Source organism: Synechococcus sp. H55.9 (assembly GCF_047462355.1).
Lineage (GTDB): Bacteria > Cyanobacteriota > Cyanobacteriia > Thermostichales > Thermostichaceae > Thermostichus.
The window spans coordinates 1-13,571 of the sequence record NZ_JANSJB010000062.1 but is presented as its reverse complement, the minus strand read 5'-3'; the positions used below and the strand labels follow the sequence as shown (position 1 = coordinate 13,571).

Genomic DNA, 13,571 nt, shown 5'->3' with positions numbered 1-13,571 from the left:
GCCTTTAGCTCCCTCAGTGTAGTCCTCAATTCGCTCCTTCTCAAGCGAACTTTTGTATTCAGTGGATCCTCTGATGGCCAGAGTTAAAAAGTATTAAAAGCTACAAATATCCTACCTGCTATCTGTTGCTGTTTCCGAAGTTTTGCTGGATTTCTGCCACAACTTCCGCTCCATTGAGGCCTAGAAAGTGGGAATTCTGGTTAAGTTTGATTGAAAAGATTAACTGGCTGTAACTTTTGAGCATCTAAGTGTAGAATTGGGCTCAAACTTGCCCGCAGTGATCCTACTTTGTACCTTGCTTAGCAAGGGAAAAACCGAGAAAATACTGAAAAGTCGGGATCCAATAGGTGGAGGGAGCGCGGAAACATGGCAATGCTCGGAGATCTTCAGGAATTTTCCCTAGCCGACCTGTTGCATTTGATGAAAAAAGGAAAAAAAACGGGCCAACTGTCAGTTTGGGCACCTGCTGGCATTTATCGAGTTTGGCTGTATCAGGGGCGAGTGGTGGCGGCCTTGTCTCCCCAAGAAGAGCACCGGTTGGAGCGCTTGCTGGTGCGCTTAAACCTGGTCAGCGAGCAGGTGGTGGCGGAGTTGGCCTTCCTCTGCAGCTTGCAGGAGCCTCTAGGCCTTTGCCTGCAGCGGCAAGGGTTGATCTCGCCAGCAGCTCTGGCCAAGCTCTTCCGCCATCAACTGCAAGTGGGGCTCTACAGCCTCTTTGCTCTAGAAGCTGGCCAGTTTAGCTTTTTGCCCAACGTGCCCCTGCCCTACCGCGAGATGACCGGCCTAAGCAAAGGGGCCAGCGCCGTGGTTCTAGAAGCGCTGCAGCAGCTTCGGTTGGAGCAGCGCCCGGAAGAAAACCTGCCGCAGCCGGACAGCTACTTCTGGCGCACCAGCACCGAGCTGCCCTTGTACAAACTCTCGCCGCTGGAGTGGGCAATCCTAGAGCAGATTTCCCCCACTCGCAACCTGGTTGAGTTGGCCCAATCCCTGAAGGCAGATCTCTTGGAAGTGCGCTATGCCTGTGCCCGCTTGGCCAAGTTGGGGTTGCTCAGCCCCTGCGACAGCTCGGCGGCTACGCCTCAACCTGCGCTCGCGGCGGCTTCTAAGCTTCTCCCCAACCCTCGGGAAGAGAAGGAGCTGGTTAAGCCTTCTTTGGTCAGCCGCCTCTCCACCCTCCTCAAAACCATTCGCGAAAAATAAGCCGGTAGGGTAAAATCTTATGCTATTTCCCCACGCTGGCTTTACGAAGTTAATTTAGGTAAAGATGAGCTGAATGGTTGTAACGGATCTAGATCAGAGCGACACAATAGTGATAGGAATTGATGCCAAAATCCTACGCAGCTCAATGCCTAGACCCTATCTCTCCAATGAAATCGTTCGTCAGTAAAATTGCTGCCAGGTTGAGTACTTGAGCGAAGATGGCTTTGCCGTCGCTACACGGTTGTTGTCTGGGAATCAGCGAATGAGAATGGTGGTGTCTTTGAGGATCCCTGAAAGCGCCAATACTCAACTTAAGGGAGGCTAAAGAATTGCTATGGCCATCGTTGGAGACCTCCAGGAATTTTCTTTGCCCGATCTGTTGCAACTGATCGAAAGGGGCAGCAAGACAGGGCAACTTTCCATCTGGGCCCCAAACGGCATCTACAAAATCTGGTTTTATCAAGGTCGGGTGATTGCGGCTCTGCCCCCCGAAGAGGAGCATCGCTTGGAGAGTTTGTTGGCCCGTTCCGGCCTGGTCAGCGAGCGGGTGGTGGAAAAGCTGGCTTCTTTCTGTGGACTGGAAGAGCCGCTGGGGCGGTGTTTGCAGCGGCAAGGGTTGATCTCACCGGCAGCTTTGGCCAAGCTCTTCCGCCACCAACTGCAGGTGGGTCTCTACAGCTTGTTTGCTCTGGAAGCGGGCCACTTCAGCTTCCTACCTAACTCACCTATGCCTTATCGGGAGATGACTGGCCTGAGCAAGGGGGCCAGTGCTGTGGTTCTAGAAGGGCTACAGCAGCTTAAGCTCGATCAGCTTCCTGAGGAGAACCTGCCGCAGCCGGACAGCTATTTCTGGCGCACCAGCACTGAGCTGCCCTTGTACAAGCTCTCTGCCTTGGAGTGGGGGATCCTGGAGCAGGTTTCGCCTTCGCGCCGGCTGACTGACTTGGCCCGGCTGTTGGGTGCAGATCTTCTGGAAGTTCGCTATGCCTGCGCCCGCCTGGCCAAGCTGGGGCTCATCAGCCCCTGTGACAGACCAACGGCCATTGTTCCCTCTTCGCCTCTGGTTTTCTCAGATAAGTCGGCAGCGGTGGCAGACAGTTTGGAATTGGAAGCTGCGAAAGAAAAGCTGGGCACTAAGTCTTTCCAGGAAGGAGGCGACCGGGTCAAGCCCTCACTGGTTGCGCGACTGGCTACTTTACTGAAGGGAGTCCGTGATAAGTGAGAGGGTTTTGTGGCAGTATCTTCTGCAGCGGGCAGGATCATCAGTAACCGTAAAGTGGGCGGGAAGATGATAAAAAGACTTGAAAGCGGGGAGAGAAAGGATGGCTAATTTATCCTCTTTGCAGGCAATTCTCCAGAACTACGTTTCCAGCACGCCAGAAATTCAAGGAGCGGCTGTGGTCACTCCTGATGGACTACCCTTGGCATCCACATTGCCCATAGGCATGGACGAGGAAAGAACCTCGGCCATGTCTGCTGCCATGCTTTCTTTGGGGGAGCGGATTGGGAAAGAGTTGGGTCGTGGGACCATAGAGAGAATCTTTGTGCAGGGAGAAAAAGGATACGGAGTTTTAGCCAGTTGCGGCCCCGATGCTGTCTTGCTGACGATTGCCAGCGCTGAGGTAAAGCAGGGCTTGCTGTTTTTGGAGATGAAGCGTGTGGCAGCAAGCATTGCGGAAGCCATGAAGTAGAGAGGCTAAGTGGGGAAGCTAAGTTTGATTTTGACTTGATTTTGAGGGAACTATGGCTATCAAACCTCTGGAGCTGCTGCAAGTCCTGATGTCGCGCACCCAATTTACAGATGAAGATAAGAGGATTTTGCAGCAGAGTGCCGACTGGGGCAGCAGCATCGCCGCAGAAATGTCGGATGCCTTTTACGGCTATTTGGATCGCGATGCCGAGATGGCGGCTGTCATTGCCAAGCATAACCGGCAGCGGCTGGGCCAGACTTTTGCCGACTGGTTTAAGGAAATGTTCACAGGCATGGATAACTGGGGCCCCCAGTATGCCGAGCGCCGCTGGAAAATCGGCCTAGTTCATGTGCGGGTTGGCATCGGCCCTCAACACGTGGTGCCGGCTATGGCTACGGTTGTGCAGGAGGTGAGCCGCCGGCTGGTCAAAGAGGGCAAGCCCGAGCAGCTGCGGATGAGTCTAAGCAAAGTTTGTATGATCGACCTTTCCTTTATTGAGCAAGCCTATCTTGAGGTGGCCTATAACGCTGTTCAGCAAGAAACGGGCATGAGCGAGGCTTTGTTTAAACGCCTGATCGCTACCAGCTTAGCTTCCTCTTAAATATTCATTAAGCTTGTACAGGCGGGTCTGCGCTGGGGGCTTACGACTGAGGCTAACTATGGACAATATTCTCCGCATTGTTGTAACCGGGCCGGTGGGGGCTGGAAAGTCCACTTTTATCCGCACCATTAGCGAGATCGAAGTGGTCGACACGGATCGCAAGGCCACCGATGAGGTGGCAGAACTTAAGAAGAGCACAACGGTCAGCATGGACTTTGGCCGCCTGAGAATTGGCGAAGAGGGAGAAGAGATGTGGCTGCATCTCTACGGCACCCCCGGCCAGGCCCGTTTTAGCTTTATGTGGGATATTTTGATCAAGCGCGCCCATGGGTACATCCTTTTGGTGCCCGCCCACTTGCCCGGACAGTTTCGCAATGCCCAGGCCATCCAAGCTTTTATGAAGGCGAGGTCAAATGTCCCCTCGGTTATCGGGATCACCCATGTCGATCACCCCAATGCCTGGGATCCAGAAGATATTTTGTTGCTTTTGAACCCTCAAGATGGCTCAATTCCCTACGCCACGTTGAATGCCCAAGAGCCGGCTTCTGTTGCCAACACACTGCTTCTGCTGGTCGAGCAACTGATGGCTCAGGTGGTTGTCTGAGGGGATCCCTGCTGTGCTGCTTCTCGATTGCTCTCCCCTGACCCTTTCTTCAGAGGAAGCGCGGGAGAAACTCTTGTATCTCCTTGCTCAACTGGCTTACCGGGAGGGATCTTTTACTCTCACGTCTGGGCAACAGAGCCCCTACTACATCAACTGCAAGCCGGTCACCCTTCATCCCCAGGGTGCCTACCTGGTGGGATCCCTGCTCCATCGGCTGTTGCCTCCCGAAACCGAAGCTGTGGCCGGGATGACGCTGGGGGCGGATCCGCTGGTGACGGCGGTGAGCCTGGCTTCTCTGCACGCTGAGCCTGCCAACCTACCTGCCCTGATCGTGCGCAAAGAGCCCAAAGGTCACGGCACCCAGGCCTGGATTGAGGGGCCGGAGTTGCCGGCGGGCAGCCGGGTGTGGATCTTGGAAGATGTGGTGACCACCGGCGGCTCGGCCTTGAAGGCTGTCGAGCGGGTGCGGGCAGCAGGTTATCAGGCGGAAGGGATCCTGGCGCTGGTGGATCGGCTGGAAGGGGCAGAAGACCGCTGCCGCGAGATGGGGATCCCGTTTCGTCGCCTGTTTACCCTGGAAGAGGTGCGGGCTTTGTCCTTTGCCGGGGAATCGAAAGGCCGGCTGGCCCGCTAAGGTGGTATGGAGTGTCTGGAGAGAGGGGGATGCTGCCGCCTGCCTACTCAGCTCTGCCCAGCCGCAAGTTGCCGAGCCTGCCGGATCAGGCGCGGGTGGCCGTCTACGTGGTCATGAACATCGAGCACTTCACCTTCGGCAGGCTGGGCACGGCCATTCAACCCCATCTCACCAGCTCTCCTGAGATCGCCAACTACGGCTGGCGGGACTACGGCAATCGGGTGGGCATTTGGCGCTTGTTTGAGCTGTTTGCCGAGCTGGGGATCCCGGTAACTGCCGCCCTGAACGCGGAAATGGTAGAGCTTTACCCCCCCATCATCGAAGGGATCCGCCACTACGGCTGGTCGGTGCTGGCCCATGGCTGGAACAACTCCACCGGCCACAGCGGCCTGGCCCGCGCAGCCGAACAAGAGCTGATCGAGCGCAGCTTGTCCCTGTTGGAGCAGGTTTCGGGCTCCCGGCCTTGGGGCTGGCTGACGCCGGGGTTTTCCGTTAGCGAGAACACCTTTGACTTGCTCAAGGCTGCCGGGATCCGCTACACCACCGACTGGGTGAACGACGATCAACCCTATTGGTTCCCGACTGCCGCCGGCCCCCTCTTGGGGATCCCCTATACGCTAGAGGCCAATGACATCAGCCTCTGTCTCAGCGCCCGCCTGCCGGCAGAAACCTTTGCCCAAGCGCTCATCGACCAGTTCGACCGCCTCTGGCAGGATGGGGAACGCTCCCCCCGCATCATGGCCATTGGCCTGCACCCCTTCATCGTCGGGCAGCCTCTGCGCATGGGATCCCTGAAAAAAGCGCTGCAGCACATCCAATCCCGTCCCCACACTTGGCTCACCACCGGCGATGGCCTCTACAACTGGTATGCCCAAGCCTGCCCTGCACCTGAGATGGCCTGACGGGATCCCGGCACCTTTGCAACTTGGTTGGGACTTTGTCTCCTCTGGAGCTGTCCATCGGGCTGCAAAAGTGACACGATAGGCGGTGAAACCACTCAGGGCAAAAAGGCTTAGCCATGCGCATGGGCAGACTCAGCGGGATCCTCTTGCACCCCACCTCGCTACCGGGATCCTTTGGCATTGGCGATCTGGGGCCGGCTGCTTACCGGTTTGTGGATTTTCTGGTGGAGAGCGGCCAGCGCCTCTGGCAGGTGCTGCCTCTGGGGCCCACCGGCTGGGGCAACTCCCCCTACATGAGCTTTTCTGCCATTGCCGGCAACCCGCTGCTGATTAGCCCAGAGCTGCTGGTCAAAGCCGGTTGGCTGGAACCCAACGGCTGGCAGGATCTGCTCCAATGGCCGGCCATCCAGGCGGGGAATGGCGAGCAGGTGGACTACGAAGCCGTGATCCCCTTCAAGCTGGGCTTGTTGCGCCGCGCCTGGGCCACTTTCAAAGACAAGGCCACCGCCGCCGACTGGGAAGCCTTTCAAGCCTACTGTGCTGCCGAGGCCGACTGGCTGCCGGACTACGCTCTGTTCATGGCCCTCAAAGAGGTGTATGGTGACCAGGAGTGGACCCAATGGGATCCGGCCCTGGCACAACGGGATCCCCTGGCCTTGCAAGAGGCCCGCGACCGCTATGCCGATGCCATTACCCAACAGATGTTTTGGCAATACCTATTTGCCCAACAGTGGGGATCCCTGCGGGAGTATGCCCATCGGCATCAGGTGCGGCTGATCGGCGACTTGCCCATCTATGTCGCCCCCAACAGTGCCGATGTGTGGGCCAACCGCGAGCTGTTTCACCTGGATGAGCAGGGACGGCCCCTGCAGGTAGCCGGCGTGCCCCCCGACTATTTCAGCCCCACTGGGCAGCGCTGGGGTAACCCTCTCTACAACTGGGAGGTGCTCAAGGCTCGCGGCTACGACTGGTGGATCCGGCGCATCCAGGCCATTCTCAAGCAGGTGGATTGCGTCCGCATCGACCACTTCCGCGGCTTCGAGAGCTACTGGGCCATCCCTGGCGAGGCGGAAACAGCAGTAGAAGGCGAGTGGCAGAAAGGGCCGGGGGCCGACTTCTTTCAGGCGTTGGCCGACCGGCTGGGGGAAATTCCGGTGATTGCCGAAGACCTGGGGGACATCACACCGGAAGTGTTGCAACTGCGGGATCAATTTGGCTTGCCCGGCATGAAAGTGCTGCTCTTTGCCTTTGGCTCGGGGCCCGATAACCCCTATTTGCCCCATAGCTATGAGCGCAACTTCGTCGTCTATACCGGCACCCACGACAACAACACCGTGGTGGGCTGGTTTCATGACCCAGAACGCCCGGAGTGGGAAAAACAAAATCTGTTGCGCTACCTGGGCTGCCAGGGATCTGACGGCATCCACTGGGATCTGATTCGCCTGGCCCTGGCTTCCGTGGCCGACCTGGCCATCATTCCCCTGCAAGATGTGATGGGCCTGGGGGCAGAGGCGCGCATGAACTTCCCCGGCAGGGCCGAGAACAACTGGGCCTGGCGCTACCGCGAGGAGATGCTGCGGCCGGAGCTGGCCCAGCGGCTGGCGGAGCTGAGCGTCACCTACGGGCGCATCTCCCCGCAAGACTTGGAGCAGCGGCGGGCAGCCTTGGCCCAAGAGCGGGCAACAGGGTCTTCTCAAACTACCCCCAACTTTTCCTGAGCTGCTGAAAAATCCTGGGTATCTCCCATCAGCAGTTCCAGACGCTCTTCAGTGGCCTCTTTGGGCGCGAGTTCGCCCACAAGGCGGCCCTTACGAATCACCAATAAATGAAATAAAGCGCTGATTCATCATGTTGCTTCCCAGCCGAATAAAGCAGGGCTGTGGCTCCTGATAGCTGCTATTGTCTGCAGGGCTCCTTCATCTGGTCTGACCAGCCCACAAACGACTAATGATGCAACATCCAGGGTCGCCCACAAGATTGGAGTCGATACCTTCGGGAGTTTGAGTCAGAGTTTGAGTGCTGTTCCCGCCTGATCAACTTAGGTTCTCTTTCACCCTTTGGAGCTGGCAAGGAACTAGAAAGTTGAATCATGGGAACCGAAATAAGACGCTTACCCACTTGCTTACAAGTGGGGCAGTACGCTGGATCCCGGTATTGAGACAGAGGTCGCCATAACTCAAACTCACCACAGCTTTGACACTTAAACTCATACAGGGGCATCTTCTTACTCCAACACTTGAGAAAGATATCAAGATGGCTCGAAACATCTAAGAACAGCTAAGGATTTACCTGGGTAGGATATCTATCTCGAAGATTTGTGTAGGAACGGCCACCGTACAGCAAGCATTAGGAATATCGACGATCCCGCTCACCCTGCCCTCCACGGGTGCAGAACTGAGCAGGAGATAAGCTTGTTCTCCCGTAAAGCCAAACTTTTTCAGATATTCGATGGCATTTAAGCAGGCACGTCGGTAAGCAATGTGAACATCCATATAATGTTGCTTACCTGTAAACTCGTCCACAGAAATGCCCTCAAAGACAAGATATTCTGAGTAACGCGGCTCTACAGGGCCAGGCTTAAAGATGGGATTAACCAATCCGTACTTCTCAACGCCACCCTTAATTAGATCAACATGGAGATCGATATAGCCTGACATTTCAATGGCGCCACAAAAAGAGATCTCTCCGTCCCCTTGTGAGAAGTGAATATCTCCCATCGACAGCTTGGCACCCTCCACGTAAACCGGAAAGTAGATCCGTGTTCCCTTAGACAAGTTTTTGATATCGCAGTTACCGCCGTGCTCCCGTGGGGGCACCGTCCGGGCCGCTTCGGCAGCAACCCGCTCATACTCTGACTTGGGCAGGGTTCCCAAAATCGCGTTCTTGGGATTGGGCAAGGCGGCCAGCACAGGCTGATTACCAGATAGGCCCGCGCCGTAAGTGCGCAAATCAGGAGCCGAAGCAACCAGCTCAGCCTCCCGCTTGTTCCAAGTTGCCAGCAACTTGTGGGATGGAGCGCAGCCGATGAGGCCAGGGTGGATAATGCCGGCAAAGCGCACATGAGGAATGTGTCTGGAAGTGGTGTAAATACCCTGAAAATCCCAGATGGCCTTGGCCGCATTGGGAAAATGATCGGTGAGGAATCCTCCGCCATTTTCTTTGGCAAAAATACCTGTAAACCCCCACTCGTCTCCCGGCAGTGGCCCAATGTCCAGCAGATCGACGATCAGGATATCTCCAGGCTGGGCGCCGTTAACCCAAATAGGCCCACTTAAAACATGAACAACACTTAGGTCAACCTGCTCAATGTCGGAAGGATCATCGTTGTTCTTAATTTGTCCATCCGTCCAGTCTTTACACTCAATTCGGAAGACTTCGCCGGGGTTCACAGAAACCACCGCAGGGATGTCAGGATGCCAGCGGTTGTGACCTGGCAGATCCTGTTGATCCATCGGCTTGGTCAGGTCAACTTTAAACAGCGTTTTGGGCATCGGATCTATCCTTGAGCCGTCGCTCTGGAGTCAGGCTGCAGATGCCTAAAAGTGTATCTCCGATGAAGGAAGCAATACTGTAGTAAGGGCTACAGTTGATAGTGCTGTTGTCTACAATCGTATGGGCAGGAGAACGGCTTAGATCGACAGGCTGTTTCACCTCGGTTCAAAGTAACTATAGTCATTGCAAACGGTTATGAAACAGCTTGCTGGTTGATCTCTAGCTCCCCTCTCCCCTTGCGGGAGAGGGGTCGGGGGTACCAACACCCCCTGCCGGCAAAGGCGAACGCGTCAGCGGCGCGGAGCGCTTGGGACGGCAGCGAAGAGTCTTAACCTTGTTTGAAACGACTATGGACATTTCAACCAGATTCAAACGAGAAGCTGCTGCTGGAACAGGTAGCCTAACCGCCGCTAGTCCAGCGCTCGCGCCTGGGCCAGGAACTCCGCCACCGTCAGGGATCCCAGGTCTTGGCCGTGGCGCTGGCGCACGCTCACTGTGCCGGTTGCCTGTTCTTGTTCTCCCACAATGAGCATGAAGGGGATCCTGGCCTTCTCGGCGTTGCGGATCTTTTTGGGCAGGCGGTCGCTGTCGGCATCGATGTGGACGCGGATCCCCTGTTCCCGCAGGTGATCCCGCACCTGGGTGGCATAGCCCAGGTATTGGTCGGAAACGGGCAAAATGCGCACCTGTTCCGGTGCCAGCCAGAAAGGAAAATCCCCGGCATATTCCTCGATGAGGATCCCAATGAGCCGCTCCAGCGAGCCAAAGGGAGCGCGGTGGATCATCACCGGCCGCTGCCGGGATCCGTCTTCGGCTACATAGTACAAATCAAAGCGCTGCGGGTTTTGATAATCCACCTGCACCGTGCCCAACTGCCACTCCCGATCCAGCGCGTCGCGGAAAATAAAGTCCAGCTTTGGCCCGTAGAAAGCCGCCTCCCCAATCCCTTCAAAATGCGGCATTGATAGCTTCTCCACCGCTCGCCGAATGGCATTTTCGGCCATGTCCCACTCTTCCGGGGATCCCAGGTATTTATCGGATTTGGGATCGCGGAAGCTGAGGCGGGCGCGAAAATCCTTGAGTCTGAGCTTCTCGAAAACAACCAGAATGAGATCGACAACCTTGAGAAACTCTTCTTCCAACTGATCGGTGCGGACAAACAAATGGGCGTCGTCCACTGTGAAGCCGCGAACGCGAGTTAACCCTCCCAGCTCTCCCGATTGTTCGTAGCGATAGACGGTGCCGAATTCGGCATAGCGCAGCGGCAAATCGCGGTAGGAGCGCAGCTCCGATTTATAGATTTGGATGTGAAAAGGGCAGTTCATCGGCTTCATGACAAAGCCCTGCTCTGCCGCCCGCGCCTGCTCATTCTCCGCCATCATAGGGAACATGTCTTCTCGATACTTTTGCCAGTGGCCGGAGATCTTGAACAGATCCACGCGGGCGATGTGGGGCGTCACCACCGGCAGATAGCCCCGCTTGAGCTGCTCCTGCTTGAGAAAATCCTCCAGCACCCAGCGCAGGGTAGTTCCTTTGGGGGTCCAAAGGGGCAGGCCCGGCCCCACCTCGTCGGAAAAGATGAAAAGGCCCAGCTCCTTGCCCAGCTTGCGGTGATCCCGCCGTTTGGCCTCTTCCAGCCGCCGCTTGTATTCCTTCAGCTCCTCTGGCGTCTCCCAGGCGGTGCCGTAGATGCGTTGAAGCTGGGGCTTGGTCTCATCCCCGCGCCAATAGGCGCCGGCCACGCTGAGCAGGTCAAAAGCTTTGGGGTTGATCTCCTTAGTGTTTTCCACGTGGGGGCCGGCACAGAGATCCCACCACTCGTCCCCCAGATGGTAGATGGTGATCGGCTCGCCTTCGGGGATGCTGTCCAGGATCTCCAACTTGTAAGGCTCGCCGAGGGCTTCAATGCGGCGCCTGGCTTCTTCCCGGCTCACCTCCTCGCGGATCACCGGCAATCCTTTCTTGATGATCGCCTGCATCTCTTTTTTGATGCGCTCCAGATCTTCCGGCGTGAAGGGCTGGGGATGGTCAAAGTCGTAGTAGAAGCCGTAGTCGGTCGTCGGGCCGATGGTGACCTGGGCCTTGGGAAACAGCTTTTGCACCGCCATCGCCAAAACGTGGGAAGTGGTGTGGCGGATGCGCTCCAGCTTGGGAGATTCGTGGGTACGCAGCAGCTTGAGAGGGCTGTTGGCCTGCTGAGGCGACGCGGCTGGTTGAGACATCGGAACCCGCTTAACGACAAAAAAACGACTATCCGTGTCCCTATCTTAGGCTGAGCCCAGGGCAGACGGGATCCCAGGCAGGGGGAATTGCCCCCTCGAACCTCAGCCCACAACCCGGCCAGGAAAAAGGGGGGAAAGCACACAGTATTCTAGAAGTGTGGCAACCCCTTCGATTCATGGTCTCTTCGCTCGCCAACCTTGCCGAACGCTCTGCCGCCGCCTCTGAAGCGAAACCGGTCTCCTCTTCTGAATCTGGAGTTGCTCCGGTTATCGCCGCCATCGATGTGGGCAGCAACTCCCTGCACATGGTGGTGGTGCGCATCAACCCCCACATCCCCAGCTTCACCATCATCTCCCGCGAAAAAGCCACCGTCCGCCTGGGAGAGTTTTGCAGCCAGACAGGCGCCCTGACGCCTGCCGCCATGGAACGGGCGCGGGTGGCTCTGGAGCGGTTTTGCCGCCTTGCTGAAAGCTTTCAGGTGCAAGATATTGTTGCGGTGGCCACCAGTGCCGTGCGCGAAGCCCCCAATGGGCCGGAGTTTTTGAAGCGGATCGAGCGGGAGCTGGGCCTGCGGGTAGAGCTGATCTCAGGCCAGGAGGAAGCCCGCCGCATCTACCTGGGCGTGCTCTCGGCCATGGAGTTCCACAACCGGCTGCACGCGGTGGTGGATATCGGTGGCGGCTCCACCGAGCTGATTCTGGGCAACGGCCAAGAGCCGGAGTTCCTGCGCAGCATCAAGGTGGGAGCGGTGCGCCTGACCCAAGCGTTTTTGCGCCACGACCCACCCACCCCTGCCGAGCTGCAGGCCCTGCGACAACACATCCGCGGCATGCTGGAAGCTCCCATCGAGCAGATGAGGCGCATCGTTGCTGCTTCCCAACAGCCGGGATCCCTGACCTTGGTGGGCACCTCCGGCACCATCGAGTGCCTGGCCCAGTTGGATGCCCGCCGCCGGTTGGGTGCTCCCCCCACTCGCCTGCAGGGGTATGAGTTCAGCCTGGAAGCCCTGCGGGGCTATGTCAAAGAGCTGCGCTCTCTCACGGTAGCCGAGCGGCAAAAGCTGCCCGGTCTGGGAGAAAGACGCGGGGAGATCATCCTGGCCGGGGCGGTCATCTTGGAGGAGGTGATGAGCCTGCTGGGGGTGGAGCGGATCCAGTTTTGCGAGCGGGCGCTGCGGGAAGGGCTGATCGTAGATTGGATGATCGGCCAGGGGCTCATTGAAGATCGGCTGCGCTACCACAGCTCGGTGCGGCGGCGCAGCGTCCTCAAGTTGGCGGAAAAATATCAGGTGGAGATCCCCTATGCCGAGCGGGTGGCGGAGTTTGCCCTCAGCCTTTTCGATCAAACCCGCGGCATCCTGCACTCCTGGGGATCCCGGGAGCGGGCTCTTCTCTGGGCGGCCGCCATGCTGCACAACTGCGGCCACTTCATCAGCCATGCCGCCCACCACAAGCACTCCTACTATCTGATCCGCCACGGGGAGCTGTTGGGCTTTAACGAAGAAGAGGTGGAGGTGATCGCCAACCTGGCCCGCTACCACCGCAAGTCGCCCCCCAAGAAGAAGCACGAGAACTTCCAGCGCCTCAGCGACGAGCGGGATCGCCAAGTGGTGTTGGAACTCGGCCCCTTGTTGCGCATGGCCTGTGCTCTGGATCGCCGCCGCCTGCAGGCCATCCAAGGGCTCCACTGCCGCTTTCAGCTTCTGGGAGAAGGCCCCCGCCAGATGGAGCTGATTTTGGATCCCAGGCATCCCAACGACGACTGTGCCCTGGAGCTGTGGAGCTTGAACGAGAAGAAAAAGGCCTTCGAGCAACAGTTCAAGCTGCAGGTGATTCCCAAATTATCCACCCAGCTTCAGCGCAGCGCGGATCCCTTTGAGGCAGCCGTCTAGCCAAGGGGCATATAGTCGTTTCAAACAAGACGAAGACACTTTGCCGCTGGCCCTCACCCCCAGCCCCTCTCCCAGAGGGAGAGGGGAGTTAGAGCGGCGCGTCAGCGACAGCATTGCGTAGTAATGACGACGCAGAGAAATGTTTCATTGCCATTTGAGATGGCTATAACTACCAAGCTGCCGGTGAACGCCAATAGCTGGGCAATCGGATCGTATTCCTTTAGCTACCGTTTGCACCAGCGGGATAAGGCTCTCGCGATGCTGCGCGGCAAGTTTTGCTCAGGGAGCGATGGTGATCGGCGAGGGGCTGGTTTGGGTGGCTCTTTGCCCGCC

At 57.5% G+C, this 13,571-nt stretch carries 13 protein-coding genes; 10 read left to right on the top strand and 3 right to left on the bottom strand.

The window, feature by feature from the left end:
- Positions 1–366: 366 nt before the first annotated feature.
- From NW857_RS09045 to malQ, 8 genes are all read left to right on the top strand, one after another.
- Positions 367–1,200: a DUF4388 domain-containing protein gene (locus NW857_RS09045; RefSeq protein WP_414368721.1), complete on the top strand. Its 834-nt coding sequence runs from the start codon at positions 367–369 to the stop codon at positions 1,198–1,200.
- Between the two features lie 334 nt (positions 1,201–1,534).
- Complete coding sequence (locus NW857_RS09040; RefSeq protein WP_414334734.1) at positions 1,535–2,422, top strand: DUF4388 domain-containing protein; 888 nt, start codon at positions 1,535–1,537, stop codon at positions 2,420–2,422.
- A gap of 100 nt (positions 2,423–2,522) precedes the next feature.
- A complete protein-coding gene (locus NW857_RS09035; protein ID WP_414334733.1) occupies positions 2,523–2,891 on the top strand; it encodes a roadblock/LC7 domain-containing protein in 369 nt (122 codons plus the stop codon).
- Between the two features lie 52 nt (positions 2,892–2,943).
- Positions 2,944–3,492 carry a protoglobin domain-containing protein gene (locus NW857_RS09030; RefSeq protein ID WP_414334732.1) on the top strand — a complete coding sequence of 183 codons (549 nt, stop codon included), beginning with the start codon at positions 2,944–2,946 and terminating at the stop codon, positions 3,490–3,492.
- 58 nt (positions 3,493–3,550) lie between these two features.
- Positions 3,551–4,096 (top strand): GTP-binding protein, encoded by a 546-nt coding sequence (locus NW857_RS09025; protein WP_414334731.1) that lies wholly within the window; start codon positions 3,551–3,553, stop codon positions 4,094–4,096.
- A 13-nt stretch (positions 4,097–4,109) separates the two neighbouring features.
- The gene (gene pyrE, locus NW857_RS09020) at positions 4,110–4,730 is read left to right on the top strand and encodes an orotate phosphoribosyltransferase (RefSeq protein ID WP_414334730.1); all 621 of its coding nucleotides are present in this window, start codon (positions 4,110–4,112) and stop codon (positions 4,728–4,730) included.
- 29 nt (positions 4,731–4,759) lie between these two features.
- A complete protein-coding gene (locus NW857_RS09015; protein WP_414334729.1) occupies positions 4,760–5,632 on the top strand; it encodes a polysaccharide deacetylase family protein in 873 nt (290 codons plus the stop codon).
- Between the two features lie 116 nt (positions 5,633–5,748).
- The gene (gene malQ / locus NW857_RS09010; RefSeq protein WP_414368720.1) at positions 5,749–7,350 is read left to right on the top strand and encodes a 4-alpha-glucanotransferase; all 1,602 of its coding nucleotides are present in this window, start codon (positions 5,749–5,751) and stop codon (positions 7,348–7,350) included.
- 226 nt (positions 7,351–7,576) lie between these two features.
- On the opposite strand, the gene NW857_RS09005 is transcribed toward malQ, so the two are convergent.
- The 3 genes from NW857_RS09005 to thrS all read right to left on the bottom strand — a co-directional run bounded on the left by NW857_RS09005 (position 7,577) and on the right by thrS (position 11,346).
- Complete coding sequence (locus tag NW857_RS09005) at positions 7,577–7,852, bottom strand: FmdB family zinc ribbon protein (protein ID WP_414347726.1); 276 nt, start codon at positions 7,850–7,852, stop codon at positions 7,577–7,579.
- 65 nt (positions 7,853–7,917) lie between these two features.
- Positions 7,918–9,123 (bottom strand): formamidase, encoded by a 1,206-nt coding sequence (gene fmdA / locus NW857_RS09000; protein ID WP_414334726.1) that lies wholly within the window; start codon positions 9,121–9,123, stop codon positions 7,918–7,920.
- Positions 9,124–9,534: 411 nt separating this feature from the next.
- A complete protein-coding gene (gene thrS, locus NW857_RS08995) occupies positions 9,535–11,346 on the bottom strand; it encodes a threonine--tRNA ligase (RefSeq protein ID WP_414336613.1) in 1,812 nt (603 codons plus the stop codon).
- Positions 11,347–11,522: 176 nt separating this feature from the next.
- Here thrS and NW857_RS08990 point away from each other — a divergent pair, with 176 nt between their 5' ends.
- A complete protein-coding gene (locus tag NW857_RS08990; RefSeq protein WP_414368718.1) occupies positions 11,523–13,238 on the top strand; it encodes an HD domain-containing protein in 1,716 nt (571 codons plus the stop codon).
- 123 nt (positions 13,239–13,361) lie between these two features.
- Positions 13,362–13,571 (top strand): hypothetical protein (locus NW857_RS08985; RefSeq protein ID WP_414368716.1); only part of this gene is annotated, 210 nt, incomplete at its 3' end.

Coding starts and splice junctions, on each gene's coding strand:
- NW857_RS09045 (WP_414368721.1), top strand. CDS start 367: ATGGCAATGCTCGGAGATCTTCAGGAATTTTCCCTAGCCGACCTGTTG.
- NW857_RS09040 (WP_414334734.1), top strand. CDS start 1,535: ATGGCCATCGTTGGAGACCTCCAGGAATTTTCTTTGCCCGATCTGTTG.
- NW857_RS09035 (WP_414334733.1), top strand. CDS start 2,523: ATGGCTAATTTATCCTCTTTGCAGGCAATTCTCCAGAACTACGTTTCC.
- NW857_RS09030 (WP_414334732.1), top strand. CDS start 2,944: ATGGCTATCAAACCTCTGGAGCTGCTGCAAGTCCTGATGTCGCGCACC.
- NW857_RS09025 (WP_414334731.1), top strand. CDS start 3,551: ATGGACAATATTCTCCGCATTGTTGTAACCGGGCCGGTGGGGGCTGGA.
- NW857_RS09015 (WP_414334729.1), top strand. CDS start 4,760: ATGCTGCCGCCTGCCTACTCAGCTCTGCCCAGCCGCAAGTTGCCGAGC.
- malQ (WP_414368720.1), top strand. CDS start 5,749: ATGCGCATGGGCAGACTCAGCGGGATCCTCTTGCACCCCACCTCGCTA.
- NW857_RS09005 (WP_414347726.1), bottom strand. CDS start 7,852: ATGCCCCTGTATGAGTTTAAGTGTCAAAGCTGTGGTGAGTTTGAGTTA.
- fmdA (WP_414334726.1), bottom strand. CDS start 9,123: ATGCCCAAAACGCTGTTTAAAGTTGACCTGACCAAGCCGATGGATCAA.
- thrS (WP_414336613.1), bottom strand. CDS start 11,346: ATGTCTCAACCAGCCGCGTCGCCTCAGCAGGCCAACAGCCCTCTCAAG.
- NW857_RS08990 (WP_414368718.1), top strand. CDS start 11,523: ATGGTCTCTTCGCTCGCCAACCTTGCCGAACGCTCTGCCGCCGCCTCT.